Source organism: Pseudoduganella plicata, assembly GCF_004421005.1.
GTDB lineage: Bacteria > Pseudomonadota > Gammaproteobacteria > Burkholderiales > Burkholderiaceae_D > Rugamonas > Rugamonas plicata.
Genome location: NZ_CP038026.1, coordinates 1,836,788 through 1,851,014, shown reverse-complemented (window position 1 = coordinate 1,851,014; position 14,227 = coordinate 1,836,788). Strand labels below are relative to the sequence as shown.

Below are 14,227 nucleotides of genomic sequence, written 5' to 3'. Positions count from 1 at the left end.
TCCAGAACGGTTACAATGCTGCCATCTAATCCCTGATAGCTCAGTCGGTAGAGCGACGGACTGTTAATCCGCAGGTCCCTGGTTCGAGTCCAGGTCGGGGAGCCAGAATTCAAGTTGTAGCAAAAAGCCCAGCCTTTCGGTTGGGCTTTTTGCTTTCTTGTTGTAACATTTGCTGTGGTTGTGCAATACATTGGAAAGTTTTATTGGACGAGCATCGTCCCACCTCAGTTGAACACAGCTACCAATTCTTTAGAAACTGAGTGGAAATACGGCGTTAAAGAGGGGAAAGCTCATATAAAAAATATGAATATAGATAGTCCGAAGGCGTTTTCAAATCTACAGTTTTCCCGAACCGACGATGCATGTCTGCACGGACAAGTTTCATCATATCCTTTCCTTTTCTTTTCTCCACAGGTAAAGGGATAGCTTTGCCCAGTAGCTTAATCGTATCTGGAAACTCGGCAGAATTTTTTTTATATAGAAGGGTCTTGATGGCGTCTCTTTTTCTGCTATAAGTGATGCTTAAATCGTTGTGACTATCTGTTGCAAGCTCATCCAGCCAAATCCGGACCTCATCTGTATCCACTTGCAGAAGAGATGCAACATGTTCTGCGATAACAAAATAATCCTCGATATCCGAACCTTCCGTAATGAAGCTGTGCGCTCCAATTTTTGTAATCCTCTGTTCCACTAATTCGACCTCTACGTCAGTCATGAAGTCCCGGTCTCGATGAACAATGACCATCGTATTTGGCGCAATATCCTGCAGAAACTCTGCAAGGATAATCGCCGCTTCAAGGTTGGTAGAGGTCTTATACGAAAAGAATAGCGTTTTGTCGAGATCGAATCCGGATGCGGATGCAAGCGCCATTACGAATTCCATTTTACTGTCTTCCGTCAGGAAGACTTGGTTGATCTTGCCAGCTTTCAGCTTGTCGTAGCTGTCCAATGCGCCGATATCCAATAACATAGGTAAGACATCAATATCGACGCCTTGTTTGAATACTTTGCCATCTTTCAGCCAAATAAAATTCGAACTTTCATAAAGGGATTCTACCAAATGGCGACTATGAGTCGAAACAATGATCTTCGTCGAAGTATCTTCTGAGATGTATTGAAGTGCTTTGGCAAGCGCAGATTGGTTGTCTGGGTGAAGGTGTGAATCAGGTTCGTCGAGCAGTAATAATTTTGGCGCAAATAGTGTGACGTAGGAAAAAATTTGTAACGTTTGCAAAACTCCTGTCCCTACTAACTCCAGAGGGCACTTCCTCCCTGCTCCGGTAGTAGTGGAGATTTGAACGTCAATGTAAATGTCCCGTTTGGGGTCGAAGCTTACTTCAATCCAGAATTTCGGAAATATCTCCCGCATTCTAGTTGTTAGAACTGGGAGCTTGCCGCTAGTCTGAATTTGAAGCAGGACATTTCGCAAATAAAGGTTAGCATCGCCGCTAGCAACTCCCCGGCGAATCACACTCTCGGAGCGGTACTGCTCGGACTGAGGGATGCCAGCCAACCCTGGGACGTATATGCTGAATATCTCGTCGGAGTTTGAAATAGACAGGCCTAAACCGTACTGTGCACCTCTTGGATTTGTCCGAACGCATCCGACGTTACCCTCATTTCTGCCCCGATACACGCGGACCACATGGATGGCATCGTCTTCCTCATCAGCGAACTTAGCATATACGCGGAAGAAACTGAAGTTGGTCTGGTTCGTGTATGCGGCGCCGTGCCGCAAATCCTCGAAGTTGCGAGAGGGGCAATATAGTAGGGAGTCTTGCGGGTATGTGTCTTTTCCGGCAATCCGCGACGCTATCGCAGCGGCAACACTAAAGTGTATTCCCTGGAGTACGCTGCTTTTTCCGGCATTGTTCCCGCCTACTAACACGTTAATTTCGGCCAGATCGATCTGAACTTTCTTAACTTTCTTAAAGTCTTCGAGAATTAGTTTGGTGAGCTGCATATTAGTATGGAATAATCTAGGTACATCTCATAGTAAGTGATATCGAAAACACACTAAGCACCGCCGCTGACTATGGCAAGTTGCCGTCAGAGGAGGGCGCTTTAAGAATTGCTGTTACCACTGCGTTGCTCGGCAATGAGCTCATCAGAACAGTTGGGCAGTTGAAGCGACAGCTTCCGTCTCTCAGGTGAATAACGCTAACGAGTAATGCCAGCGAGCTCCGGGATTCGAGTCGTAGTAGTTCGTCGAAATCAAATGGTCGTAAAAGGGACGAACCCAAAGATTTCTTGAGCATCATAGCGCTATCTAGAATGCTATGTGGGCACCTTGTGTTGAACATAGCTAACATTTTGATCTGCCTGCAGCGAAATCGCGCGAACACTAAAATGGTTCGGTGGCCGGATAGCGGCAGTCTGCGTTCAGGGGCACCTTATGATCAGGTATATGGGCTGGGAATGATAACGCAAGCATCCCACGCTCGCGCATTTTCTCAGTCGTGCCGAGGGCAATCTTGGAGATTAGCGGTCCTCACTAGGCATCATGTTAGACCGTACTTGTGCGACGACCGGCTGGCGAATTCGAGGAAAACTGGAAATTCATTGTTGGTGAAACTGACACGTATCTTGGCTAGTACATCTTGGCTAGTTCTTCGCGCGGCCGGTTAGCAGTACTACTCAAGCGTCAAGGCCGTACATTGACCTAACGTAGCGCTACCGAGAGGTGACGTGCATGGATAGCCTGTACACCTCCAACGCCGGCCTACCGAACGATGCAGTGCTCTTTAGGGATCGGTTAGGCCACTCGTTGCGGGTTCCATCCAAAGTATACTCACCGTGTGGATTGCCCCTTGCCAGTAACCGCCCAATAAATCCCGCCCATCAAATGCCCCAGATACTGGGGATCCCGATACATCTCGCCGTTGTGCCCAAGCGTGGTAACAAACACCCGCCCAGCCTCGACCTGGTGGTACCACGCGATGGGATGCTCCTTACCCATCCCCTTCGACACCTGCCCCGGCCAGATCTTCTCGGGATCGTAGCTGGACTCGTCGACGTTCAGCACCGGGTGGATCTTGACGTTGTACGGATTGGTCAGCACGTAGAACTCGTCGCTCCAGACCCAGCGCTCCGGTAAGCCATACGTGGCGGGGAAACCCTTGTCCACGACGGTGACGACGCCCGTCTGCAGCATCGGGTGCACACCGACCCTGCGGCCAACGAGCTTTTCGTAGAACGGCCACTCGCCCGGTGGCGTGATGGCGGCGCGGTGGACGACGATGGCGTTGCCGCCGCCTTTCATATATGCCTCGAATTTGGCACGCTGGCCGGCGTTCAGTTCTTCGCCCGGCGTGTTCAGGAACATCACGGCCGCATACTGTTTCAGGTCGCCGTCGAATGCTTCGGGGCGGTGCGTATACGTGACGTCGAAGGCGTGCAGCTTGCCCAGCTTTTCGAGGCTGTCGCGGGCGATGGGGATGTATTCGTAGTGGTACTTGCCCGGCATGGCCAGTACCAGCAGCTTGTACTGGCTGTCCGCCAGGCTGTCGGCAGCGGCGGCCAGGGTCAGGATGCCGACGGCAAAACGCTTCATTCAGTCTCCTCAATCAGTCATGGCGCCGGCACGCCTTCAGGCGGTCGGTCGCCGCGCGGGACCAGCCAGCCGCCGTCGGCCAGCCAGTCCGTCAGGCGGTCGGGCCAGTGCTGCAGCGAGATGCGCTCGCCGCGCTGGCCCACGTTGAACGCGTGGTCCGTGTCGGCGTACAGGTGCAGTTCGGCCGACACGCCTGCCGCCACCAGTTGCTGGTAGAGACCCAGCGCGGGCGGCATGCAGCACTTGTCGCGCGAGCCGGCGACGATGAACGCTGGCGGCGCGCCCGTTGCTGCCTTGGCCGGCACACCCAGCGGGCCGGGATAGACCAGCACCTGGAAGTCGGGCCGCGCGCTGTGGCGATCGACGGCATCGCGTGGCTGCGCGGCGGGGGCGGGATTGTCCGCCACCAGCGATACCAGCTCGCCGCCAGCGGAGAAGCCCATGATGCCCACGCGTTGCGGATCGACGCCATACTCCGCCGCATGCGCGCGCACCCAGCGCACCGCGCGTCGCAGGTCCGCAGCGGCGTTGTTCTCGATGCTGTATGTCGATCCCGCGTCGCGCGCCAGCCGGTATTTCAGCACGAACGCCGTGACGCCGGCGCGATTCAGGTTCTTCGCGGCCTGCACGCCTTCGTTCTGGAACACCAGCATGCGATGGCCACCGCCGGGCACGACGATGACGGCGGCGCCGTTGGCATGGCGCGCATCCGCCCGCATCACCGTCAGCGACGGGTCGTGCACATTGCTGACGTAGGTATCCTTGACGGTTTCCGGCTCGTTGTGGCGGCGCTCCGACCCTGGCGCGCCGTCCGGCCACAGCTGGAACGACTGCTGGGCGAATGCCGGCAACGTCGCCAGGCATAACACGATGGCTGCGAATTTCACGGCCAGCCTCTCACTGCACGCGCGTCGCATACAGCGCATGGTGCGTCAGGATGAACAGCGTACGCCGGTCGGCGCCGCCGAAGATCAGCTGCAGCGGGCGTTCCGGCACGTCGATGCGGCCGCGCTGTTTGCCATCCGGACCATACACAAATACCTGACCGTTGGCGACGTACACATTGCCGGCACGGTCCACCGCCGCGCTTTCGCCACCCCGGTCGGCCACCTGTTTGAGATCGGTGATGCCACCGGCCGCGCCGACCATGCCACTGAACGTGCGGTTCTCGGAGCCATTCGTGAACACGACGCGCTGGCCTACCGGCGCGCTGACGAAGCCGTGCGTGTTGAGCGTATCGGACCAGCGATAACCCAGGTGATCCGCCGCACCCTGGCGCAGCACCCGGTAGGCGGGCAGTACGAGGCTGCCGTCGGGCGACACGTACTGCTGCGCCTTCGGCAGCGCCACGTCGCGCGCGAACATCTCCGCCAGGGTGGTGAACTCATACGTGTCGAAGTTCAGCTGGTCGCGGAACTCGCCGTTCTGCCAGAAGTTGACGGGGACGGCCACCTGCGCGCCGGCACGCGCGGCGACGGGCGTCGGCTCGATCATCGTCACGTCCGTAGCCGGCGCTCCCGGCTTGAACGCATACACGGATGCCTGCGGCCCGAACGACGACAGCACCATCACGTTGCCCGAATGGTCGATGGCCAGGTTGACGGGATCGAGCGGCGCGTCGCGCACGACGACCAGCCCTTCGTCCCTGGCCCAGCTGTAGATGCGGCGCCAGTGGCGGTCGACGAAGTACAGCTTGCCGTTCGCATCCACGGCCGCGCCGGCGATGGAGAAGAACCCGCTCTCCAGTTTTTCCACTTTACCCAGCGGTGCCGGGGCTTTCTTCTGCGTGCCCGGATAGTCCAGCACTGCGAACTCGCGCTCGCGCACGTCGATCTTGTTGGTGACGTCGCGGATGGCGTTCTCGTACGGGTATTTGCTGGCGCGCAGGAACGTGGTGCAGCCATTGTCGTCGCAGGTCGAAAAGCCGCTTTCGCCGTTGACGTGCACGTTGCGGAAGCGGATGTTCGACGAATTCGTGATCAGCGCCGCCGCCGGCATCGGCTTGATGGAGCGGGTGACGCGGTAGGCATGATAGTTCGCGAACAGCAGGTTGCGCGAATTACGGATCTCCAGCGAGACGGCATCCGCACCGTCGCGCACTTCCTCTTCCGTTTGCGGCGCGAGGAATTCCCAGTTCTCCACGTTGTCCAGCACGATCTCGGCGCGCACGTGGTGCTCGGCCGACAGCTCGTAGACGTGGCCCGGCGTCTTCGTGTTCGTCACATAGAAGCCCGCTTGCGCATAGCCGCTGGGCGACCAGATGCCGGAGAACGTGCCGCCGCCATTGTCGGTCACCCAGATGCTGGGGTACTGGCGGTCCCAGTGCGCCGTCGTGTCGAACTTCGCGTCCTTGCGGTACGGGTCGTTACGGCTGCCGTCGTACAGCCGGGTGCCGTGGCCGCCCTGGATGCGCACGTCGTCCACCAGCGACCGTTCGCCGGCGCGCCACAGCACGCCCACGGCGCGCTGGTTGACTTCACCCGTCGCCAGGCCGATGCCGGAGACGATCGCATCGCCGCCGCGCGCGCTTTCCAGCAGCGCCTTCGGCGCGCCGACGCCCTGGTAGGCGGGCGAGCCGTTCGGCAGCAGCAGCTGCGTCAGGCCGGGATGCAGGCCGACGATGACGCTGTCGGCCTTCAGCCGGATCGTATCGTTGACAACATAAAAGCCCAGCGGCAGGTAGACGACACGGCTGCTGTCGATGGCTTTCTGGAGGGCGGCCGTATCGTCCGTCACGCCGTCGCCTTTCGCGCCGAAGCGGCGCACGCTGGCCCACTGCGAGGAGGGCGGCAGCAGGCGCAGCGCGCGCTGATCCGGCGCCGCAGCGGTGAACGCCGCCGTCTTGTAATTGCTGGCGAACTGGCCCGGCTCGCCCAGCTGCTTCAAGGTCAGGCCATATGTAAATTCGGTGACCTTGTAATCGCGCCCGGCGCCGGCCAGCGTCTTGCCGCTGTCGCGGAAGCGGACAAACGTAGGCACATTGCGGGCGGTGGCGTTCTCGAAGCCGACCTGCGTGTAGACATTGTTCTCGTTGCTGACGATGACGGCGGCCTTGCTGACGTTTTCGAAGCGTACGTCCTTCCCCCACAGCCAGTCGCCGTAGCCGCGGTTGATCTCGACGCCGACGGGGGTGTTGCGGATGTCGGTATTCACCAGCGTCAGGCCCGCCTCGTGCTCGCGGATGGCCGCATCGCGCTGGCCGTCGAACGTGGAATCAAGCAACGTGAACTGCCACGCCGGCGACGTCTTTTCGCTGAGAATGCCGTAACGGCCGCCGTGGAAGCGCAGGTTGTAGGCGATATTGCCGACCTGGTAGACGCCCGCCAGGCCCGAGCCGATATGGAAGTCGATGTGGCTCAGGTTCGAGTGCTGCGCCGTATGCATGCGTACCGCCGCGGCGGCCGGGTTCCCGTCGCCGATCTCGAAGTCGACGTTCGACAGCGCGGAATAAAACGTGGAAGAATTCGCGTCGCGCACGGGCGGCCCGTCGGCCGGGACGGCGCTCGGTACCGGCATCGGCACCTTGCCCACGCTGTACTGGTCGCCGCCCGTGAAGATCACCATGTTCGCCACGCCCTTCTGGAAGCCGGGCGTGTTCGGTGCCAGCACGAACACCGGGCGGGTAGGCCCCACCCCATACACGCGCACAGCCAGCGGTATCAGGATGCTGCGCGTGATGCGATAACGGCCGGACGGCAGGAACACCACGCCGCCTTGCCCCTGGTTGGCGGCGCGGTCGATGGCCTGCTGCAGCGCGGCGCTGTCGTCGGTGGTGCCGTCGCCCTTGGCGCGGGCGACGACGGCGCCCGGATCGTCCGGCATGGCCTCATAAGCGGAAGGGGAGGCAACCGCGGCGGACGCGGCCAGCAGCAGGGCACTCATCGTAAGCATTCTCTTCATCGATTTATCCGATCAACAGCGATAACAGCATCACGAACAGCAGGCCGAATACACCCACCAGCGTTTCCATCAGCGTCCACGAACGGAACGTGTCCGCCAGCGACAGCCCGAAATATTCCTTGAACATCCAGAAGCCCGAATCGTTCACGTGGCTGCACATCAGGCTTCCCGCGCCGATGGCCAGCACCATCAGGTTGGGATCGACACCCGAGCTTTGCACCAGCGGCGCGACGATGCCGCCCGCCGTCACACCGGCGACAGTCGCCGATCCCAGGCAGATGCGGATCACCGTCGCCACCGACCAGCCCAGTACCAGCGGCGGCACCGGCAGGTCGCCCAGCATGGCCCCCAGTTGCGCGCTGACGCCCGATACCACGAGCACCTGCTTCAGTGCCCCGGCGCCGGCGATGATCAAAAGGATCGGCGCGATCTCGCGCATCGCGTCCTGCGAGCCGCCCATCATCGCGGCGAATCTTTTGCCGCGCGCCAGCCCGAGCGTGACGACGGCAACACCGTACGACACCAGCATCACCGTCAGCGGATTGGTCCAGAAGGCCAGCGGTGCCGTCAGCTCCGGGCGGATCATCGTCGCGACGGTGCCGACACCCAGCAGGATCACGGGCAGCAGCGCCGTGGCGAAGCTGTTGAAGGTGCCGGGAAGTTCGGCCTCGGGTACGTCCACCGCGCGGAACAGCGGCGGCTCGGCGCGGATGCGTTGCAGCGTCATGGCGAACACGGGGCCGGCGACGATCAGCGTCGGGATGGCGACGAGGATCCCGTACAGCAGCGTCCTGCCCATGTCCGCATGCACGGCCGCGACCAGCGCCGTCGGCGCCGGGTGTGGCGGCAGGAAGCCGTGGGCGATCGACAGGCCCGCCAGCAGCGGAATCGCCAGGGCCACGGCCGGGCGACCCGACTGGAAGACGAGCGACAGGATCAGCGGCACGAGCAGCACGAAGCCGACGTTGTAGTACAGCGGCACGCCGACGACGAGCCCGGTGACCGTCAGCGCCACCGGCAGCCGGGAGGGCCCCAGCACGCCGATCAGGCACGTGGCGATGCGCCGGGCGGCGCCGCTGTCGGCAATCAGCTTGCCGAACACGGCGCCCAGGCAGATGACGACAACGAGCGAGCCAAGCAGGTCGCCGATGCCTTTCTCGATCGCGGCGGGGATCTGCGCCGCGGGCACGCCGAGAAGCAGGGCGGCCAGCAGCGAGGCGACGACGAACGCCACCAGCGGCTGCACCTTGCCCCAGGCGATCATGACGGTCAGCAGGCCGACCGCCAGCAATACCGATACGAGATCCGGCACGGTCGTATCAGTACGTGTAACGCAGGCCAACGCGGTAGGCCCGGCCGACGACGTCGTACAGCGCCGGGTTGATGCCGAAGCTGGCGTTGGTCTGCGGCGCCGCTTCCGGATCGCGGTCCGTCACGTTGTCGATCTTGAAGTAGGCCTGCAGCTGCCTGGAAAAATTCCAGCTGCCGCCGATGTCCAGATACGCGGCCCCCTTCATCTTGTTGTCGTAGATCGTCGGATGGATCAGCGTCGAAACGGGGCAGTTGGTCTGGCACTCGATGAAGTCGTTGCGGTAGGTGCCGTCGCTGATCCACCGTTCCGTCAGGGACAGCGACAGCTTGTCGTGTTCCCACGTCTGCTGCGCCAGCACCTTCCACTTCGGCGTGTTGCCCAGGTTCGAGCCCGCACCGTCGACGGCGATCGTGCCGACGACCCCCGATTCCGTGATCGCGTGCAGCATGCGCGTGCCCAGCGCGCGGAACGTGAAGCGGCCCGGCAGGCCCAGTTTCGCCAGCGGGGTGCGGTAAGCGGTCTCGATGTCGATGCCCTTCGTGTGCAGCGAAGCCAGGTTGAAGTTCTGCAGCGTGACGTAGTTGCTGCCCGGGCTGTTCAGCACCATCGCCGAACAGATTTCCTGGTTGCCGGCCACGCACAGGTCTACTTCCTGCTGGGCCGTCAGGGCCGAGATCACGCCCTTCACCTTGATGTCGAAGTAGTCGGCCGAGATGGAAAAGCCCGGCGCCCATTTCGGCTGGTTCAGCACGATGCCGAACGAGTTGTTGCGGGCGATCTCCGGCCGCAGCGCCGTATTGCCGACGGTGCGTTCCTGTACCGAGATCGTGTTGCCCTGGTACTGCACGATGTTGTTGACGACGACCGGCGCCGCGTACAGCTCGGACAGGTTCGGCGCGCGCACGTCCTGGGAAGTCACGCCGCGCAGGCGCAGGCCGTCGATCGGCGTCTGCCAGCTCGCGCCCAGCTTCCAGCTGCGCACCTTGCCGGCCGTGCTGTACTTCGTTTCCCGGTCGGCGATATTGATGTTGGCCTCGCCCCACGTGTCGGACTTCAGCACTGGGATATTCAGCTCGACGTACGCCTCGCGCACGTTGTACGACCCTTCGCCGTTGTGGTAATTCCCGGCATACCAGTTGTTACCGACAACGGTATTGAGCAGCGGATCGGCCGGGTAGTAGTCGTTGTTGGGGGACTCGGGCGCAACGCCGGCACCGTACGCGTCGCCCCGCACGCGGTACTTCTCGCGGCGGTACTCGGCACCGGTGGCCAGCGCGATCGGACCGGCCCAGCCTTCGAACACTTCGCCGTTCAGGTTGAAGCTGGCCACGTCCTGGCTTTGCGTGGTGCGCTGGCGCGGGCCCTGGCTAGGTGCGATGTATGCCCAGGCGGCCGGATCGATCGGATTGTCGCCGATGATGTTCAGCGGGACGCAGCCGGATGCCGCGGCCACGGGATTGCGGCAGACGATGCGGCCGTCCGGGCCGCGCACCGCGTCGATGGCGGCGTTATAGCGCGCATTGAGCGTGATGTCGTGCACGTCGATATTGGTCTTGTTCTCGCCATGCGTCGCGTAGGCGTCGTACGACCATTCCTTGCCGAGGAAGTTGAACTTGCCGTCCGCGCCCAGCACGAAGCGGCGCTGCGTGCGCGTCGGGTGCACGTTGATATTGGCCGGGAAGATGGCGTTGGCGGTACCGTACTGGAAGCTGGTGATGTTGTTCTGCGCGCAGGCCGCGACGATCGACGCGGGCAGGAACGGGTTCGAGCACTGCACCGTCAGGTTGGCGTTCTTGGCCGCGCCGGGATTGGGCGAGAAGTTCGATGCGACCTGCGCGAAGTTGGCGGTGAAGTAGATCTCGTTGTCGGGATTGATGTCCCACGACATGCGCGTGTACGCCACTTGGCGCTTGAAGTTCATGGCCAGGTTGGTGCCGGCGCCCACGCTGCCGGAAAGGTCGCCGCCGATGCAGAACGGATTGACGCAGCCGCTCACCCCGCCGCGGCCATCCGGCACGCCGTTCGAGCCGTACTGGAACGGGAAGGGCTGGCCGCCGGGGCCGAACGCGGTACCCTGCAGCGGGCCGCTGGTGATCAGGCCATATTTCGCGTACTGGTACTGCTGCGCGTGCTGGATGACGCGGTACTGCGGCAGGCCGTCGTTGGTCTGGGCCAGCGGACGCACGGAGTAGGCGGGGTTCTTGTACCACGTGCGCCCGTTCGGCCCCACTTCGCCGAAGCCGGGGGAATCGATGCCGTTCTCCTTCGTGAACTCGCCGCTGACGGCGATGTGGAAGCGGTCGTTCAGGAAGCCGCTGCCCCATGCCGCCTGCAACGTGCCGCCCTTGTCGTCGTCGTACTTCGTCATGCCGCCTTGCACGTTGGCCTTGAAGCCCGTGAATTTCTTGTCCGTGACGAAGTTGACGACACCGCCGACGGCGTCCGACCCGTACGATGCGGACGCGCCACCCGTCACCACGTCCACCCGCTTGACGAGCAGCTGCGGGAACTGGCTGACGTCCGTCACCCCGGTGACGTTGGCGCCGACAACGCGCTGGCCGTCCAGCAGGGTCAATGTCCGGATCGTGCCCAGGCCGCGCAGGCTGAGGGAACTGAGGCCCTGGATGCCGTTGCTGGTGCTGTTCGTGCTGGTGGTGCGGCCCGTGCTGCCCTGCAGCGCCGGCAGTTCGGCCAGGGTATTGAACAGGTTCGGTTTCGCGGCCTTTTCCAGGTCGGCCGTCGTCAGGCTGGTCGTCGGCGTGGGCTGCGTGAAGCCGCGCGCGACGATGCGCGAGCCGGAGATGCGCACGACGGTGGTGGCTTCCTCCGTTGCGCTGGAGGCGCCGGACGTTGTCACGGCAGGCGGGGCCTCTTGTGCTGGCGCTGCCGGTTCGGCTGCCTGGGCGGCGCTGTCCGGCGCGGGGGCATCGGTCGGAGCCTGCTGCGCGTGTACGGCGGAACCGGGCAGGGCGAAGGCGCTGGCGATGGCAAGCCAGATCAGGGTCCGGGGAAGGGGTGTTCGCATAGTGTCTCCATTTTTGTGTGATCGGCGTCTTCGCCTTGGGGCGGGGCGCCTTGACTTGCGATGGTCTTCACTGCGCCTCGTCTGCCTGCATGCGGTGTGGTTATGGCAGATAGCGCTATCAGTATCGCTATAGTCTTCAACAAGAATGCGGTTTTGTAAAGCATTCTCGATGGTGCGGAGCAGTATCGTCGTACGTTCCCCGGCCTGTCGGGCGAGCGCTGTGATGCAAGTTTCCACTCTGTCGCACGGGGTAATCGTGATAGCGCTATCAGCTGCGCGCAACGAGATAAGCGTTATTCGTTGTGGCGTTTTTGCTACGCGGCTGTGCCGGCGCGTTTGCCGATTGGCGCCGTGGGAGACCATGTTGACGGTGCCGCGTGGCAGTTTCGTCGCACTGGCGTTGCCAGAACAGTATGCGCGACGCAGAATGGCGCAGTCCTTACCGCTGCCGAGAGCCCCGATGCCACTGTCCGACTCACCTGTCCTTGCCGACGCGACGATTCCGTCTGCGCGCAGTCGGTTCCCATGGCGTCGTCTCGGCAAGGATGCCTTTCCGCTGGTCGGGCTGGTCATCCTGTGCGCGCTGATCGTCACATACGCTTTCGGCGACGGCAGCGACTTCCTGGCAAGCCTCGTCATCTCGGCCTGCATCGGCACGATTTCGTTCTGCATCATCGACGGGGTGCGCCTGGCCGTGTGGGGCGAGAGCAGGCGGCCGCACTGGCTCGCATTCGGAGCCGTCATTGCCGTCGGCGTGCCGGCCGGCCAGATCTTCGGCGCGCGGCTCGCAGGGCTGCTGCTGGGGATGGAATTGAAACAGCTGCACACGCTGGGTACCACGCGCACCAGTGGCATGCTGCTGTTTACGCTGCTGGCCACGGGCGGCGTCACGCTGTATTTCGCAGGTCGCGACCGGCTCGCCCGTGCGGAGGCTGCCGCAGCCCAGGAACGGGCGCGCGCCGAGGCGGTCGAGCGCCAGGCGCTGCAGGCCCAGTTGCAGCTGCTGCAGGCGCAGATCGAACCGCATATGCTGTTCAATACCCTGGCCAACCTGCAGGGACTGATCGCCATCGACCCGCCGCGCGCCCAGCGCATGCTGGACCAGCTGATCCAGTTCCTGCGCGGGACGCTGTCGTCGTCCCGTTCTCAGGCCACGCCGCTGGCGCAGGAATTCACGCTGCTCGACGCCTATCTGGGCCTGATGGCCGTGCGCATGGGCGAGCGCCTGAGCTATTCGTTCGACCTGCCGGAGCCGCTGCGCACTGTACGGATACCTCCCATGCTGCTGCAGCCGCTGGTGGAAAACGCCATCGCCCATGGCCTCGAACCCACCATCGCGGGCGGCCATGTCGGCATTGCAGCGCGCCGCGAAGGCGACCTGCTGCTGCTGACCGTGACCGACAACGGCCGCGGGCCCGACGCGGGGCCAGGCAAGGAGGGCACCAGCGTCGGGCTGTCGAATACGCGCGAACGCCTGAAGGCGCTGTTCGGCGAGCGTTCCGGCGTGACGCTGGACGCGGCACCCGGCGGCGGCGCCATCGCCCGCGTTACCCTTCCCATGCCGGACAAACACGAGTGAACCGATGACCATTACCGCGCTGATTGCCGAAGACGAACCGATACTGGCCGCCACGCTGGCCGCGACCCTGGGCCGCCTGTGGCCCGAACTGAAGATCGTCGCCATGTGCCCGCACGGCCAGGCCGCGCTGGAGCAGGCGCTGGCGCTGCAGCCCGAAGTGCTGTTCCTCGATATCAAAATGCCCGGCAAGACGGGTCTGGAGGCGGCCGAGGAACTGGCCGACGAGTGGTCCGGCCCGCGCCCGTTCCCACAGGTCGTGTTTGTGACGGCATACGACGAATATGCGGTGCGCGCCTTCGACAACGCGGCGGCCGATTACGTACTCAAGCCCGTCAGCGACGAGCGGCTGGCCCGCACGGTGGAACGCCTGAAGGCGCGGCTGAAGACGGAACCCGCACGGCCCGACGGCGGCGCCCTGGAAACACTGATGGAGCAGTTGCGCGCGCTGACACCCGCCGCACCGGCACCGGCGGCGCGGCCGGAACGCCTGACGCTGATCCGCGCCGCCGTCGGCAACCAGGTGCGGATGATCCCCGTGACCGATGTCGTGTACTTCGAGGCGCTGGACAAATACGTCAACGTCGTGACAAGCGACGGCGAGGCGCTGATCCGCACGTCGCTGAAGGAGCTGCTGCCGCAACTGGACGAGCGCGTGTTCTGGCAGGTCCACCGCGGCACCATCGTCAATTCGGGCTGCGTGCTTGCCGCCACCCGCGACGACGCCGGCAAGCTGACGCTCACCCTGCGGCATCGCCCGGAGAAGGTGCGCGTCAGCCCCCTGTATGCGCACCTGTTTCGCCAGATGTAAGGTGGCTGTCCCCGATGTTGGCAAAAAAAGTTGGCTTCCCAGCCGCAGAC

The 14,227-nt window shown here is 62.7% G+C and carries 8 protein-coding genes and 1 tRNA gene; 3 read left to right on the top strand and 6 right to left on the bottom strand.

Annotation, left to right across the window (positions count from 1 at the left end):
* The first annotated feature begins 29 nt into the window (after window positions 1–29).
* Window positions 30–105: transfer RNA gene (locus E1742_RS08135), tRNA-Asn, on the top strand.
* Window positions 106–274: 169 nt separating this feature from the next.
* On the opposite strand, the gene E1742_RS08130 is transcribed toward E1742_RS08135, so the two are convergent.
* The 6 genes from E1742_RS08130 to E1742_RS08105 form a co-directional block, all read right to left on the bottom strand.
* Window positions 275–1,963: an AAA family ATPase gene (locus E1742_RS08130; protein ID WP_134384411.1), complete on the bottom strand. Its 1,689-nt coding sequence runs from the start codon at window positions 1,961–1,963 to the stop codon at window positions 275–277.
* Between the two features lie 828 nt (window positions 1,964–2,791).
* Entirely contained in the window at window positions 2,792–3,553 is a 762-nt protein-coding gene (locus tag E1742_RS08125) for a ThuA domain-containing protein (protein ID WP_134384410.1), read from the bottom strand.
* 17 nt (window positions 3,554–3,570) lie between these two features.
* Entirely contained in the window at window positions 3,571–4,440 is an 870-nt protein-coding gene (locus E1742_RS08120; protein ID WP_229466639.1) for an alpha/beta hydrolase, read from the bottom strand.
* A 10-nt stretch (window positions 4,441–4,450) separates the two neighbouring features.
* Window positions 4,451–7,453, bottom strand: a complete 3,003-nt coding sequence (locus E1742_RS08115) for a glycosyl hydrolase family 28-related protein (protein WP_134384408.1) — start codon at window positions 7,451–7,453, stop codon at window positions 4,451–4,453.
* A gap of 4 nt (window positions 7,454–7,457) precedes the next feature.
* Window positions 7,458–8,765, bottom strand: a complete 1,308-nt coding sequence (locus E1742_RS08110) for a gluconate:H+ symporter (RefSeq protein WP_134384407.1) — start codon at window positions 8,763–8,765, stop codon at window positions 7,458–7,460.
* A 7-nt stretch (window positions 8,766–8,772) separates the two neighbouring features.
* A complete protein-coding gene (locus tag E1742_RS08105) occupies window positions 8,773–11,790 on the bottom strand; it encodes a TonB-dependent receptor plug domain-containing protein (RefSeq protein ID WP_134384406.1) in 3,018 nt (1,005 codons plus the stop codon).
* Between the two features lie 460 nt (window positions 11,791–12,250).
* On the opposite strand from E1742_RS08105, the gene E1742_RS08100 reads away from it, so the two are divergent.
* Both E1742_RS08100 and E1742_RS08095 read left to right on the top strand, forming a co-directional pair.
* Window positions 12,251–13,369: a sensor histidine kinase gene (locus tag E1742_RS08100; RefSeq protein WP_166793445.1), complete on the top strand. Its 1,119-nt coding sequence runs from the start codon at window positions 12,251–12,253 to the stop codon at window positions 13,367–13,369.
* Window positions 13,370–13,373: 4 nt separating this feature from the next.
* Window positions 13,374–14,177: a LytR/AlgR family response regulator transcription factor gene (locus E1742_RS08095; RefSeq protein WP_134384404.1), complete on the top strand. Its 804-nt coding sequence runs from the start codon at window positions 13,374–13,376 to the stop codon at window positions 14,175–14,177.
* Window positions 14,178–14,227 lie beyond the last annotated feature (50 nt).

Excerpts from the sequence above, each read along its gene's own strand:
- E1742_RS08125 (WP_134384410.1), bottom strand. The coding sequence starts at position 3,553 with ATGAAGCGTTTTGCCGTCGGCATCCTGACCCTGGCCGCCGCTGCCGAC.
- E1742_RS08095 (WP_134384404.1), top strand. The coding sequence starts at position 13,374 with ATGACCATTACCGCGCTGATTGCCGAAGACGAACCGATACTGGCCGCC.
- E1742_RS08105 (WP_134384406.1), bottom strand. The coding sequence starts at position 11,790 with ATGCGAACACCCCTTCCCCGGACCCTGATCTGGCTTGCCATCGCCAGC.
- E1742_RS08115 (WP_134384408.1), bottom strand. The coding sequence starts at position 7,453 with ATGAAGAGAATGCTTACGATGAGTGCCCTGCTGCTGGCCGCGTCCGCC.
- E1742_RS08100 (WP_166793445.1), top strand. The coding sequence starts at position 12,251 with ATGCCACTGTCCGACTCACCTGTCCTTGCCGACGCGACGATTCCGTCT.
- E1742_RS08130 (WP_134384411.1), bottom strand. The coding sequence starts at position 1,963 with ATGCAGCTCACCAAACTAATTCTCGAAGACTTTAAGAAAGTTAAGAAA.